Annotated in this window: 1 pseudogene; it reads right to left on the reverse strand. The window is 76.9% G+C overall.

Annotated elements, in window-relative coordinates:
* Window positions 1–180: 180 nt before the first annotated feature.
* Window positions 181–835 (reverse strand): annotated as a pseudogene (locus FOE67_RS27275) (hypothetical protein); the annotation flags it as partial.

Below are 835 nucleotides of genomic sequence, written 5' to 3' on the forward strand. Positions count from 1 at the left end.
GCCCTCGACACGGCCGACACCCCCACCGGGGGCGACGCGCCCGACGCCGGCCCGTCCGCGTCGACCGGCACCCCCGCCGACCCCCCGCGCCGATGACGGCTTCGGGCCGGCCACCGCCAGCGGTGGCCGGCCCGAAGCCGATCGTGGGAGCCCTCACCCGGCCGTCGCCGGGGCGGGGACTCAGGCGTTCTCGGAGAAGACCTCCCGCAGGGGCTCCGGCAGCAGCTCCTCGCACGCCTCGCGGGAGGGGATCGTCAACGCGTCCTCCACGCAGTCGAAGTAATCCTTGTAGACCATCTGCACGGTGAACACCGCCGCGACCACGGCCAGCGCGATCCCCGAGAGCACCACCCCCGCGATCGCCGAGAGGGTCTGCGGACGCCGCGAGGGATCCTTCGGCCCCCGGTCGTCCCCCGCGCCGCCCGGCCGGGTCCCGTACCCCTCGCCCGCGGCGCTCCGGGCGGGCTCGGGGTCGACCGCCTCCACGCGGTTCGCCGGGCCCGTCGGCGCGGCCTTCTTCCCCGACAGCGCGCCCCCGCGCAGCGAGTCGATGCCCCAGTACAGGCCGAAGGCGGCCAGGAACAGCGCCAGCCAGTCCCAGCCCAGCAGCGCGGCGAACACACCCCACATACCGGCCAGCACCGCGTACCGGGCGTGCCGCTGGATCGGATCGGCGGGGTCCCAGCGCGGACCGGGGCGACCGCCGGGCCGGTCCTGGCGCCGTTCCCCGAACCCGCCGCCCTGACGACCCGGCTGCCGGCGGCTCCACAGGCCCCCGCCGGTGCCGGAGTCACCCCGGTCGTCCCGGTCGTCACGGTCCCCGCCCTGTCTCTTA

It is taken from the genome of Streptomyces calidiresistens (genome assembly GCF_014141525.1).
Taxonomy (GTDB): Bacteria; Actinomycetota; Actinomycetes; order Streptomycetales; family Streptomycetaceae; genus Streptomyces; species Streptomyces calidiresistens.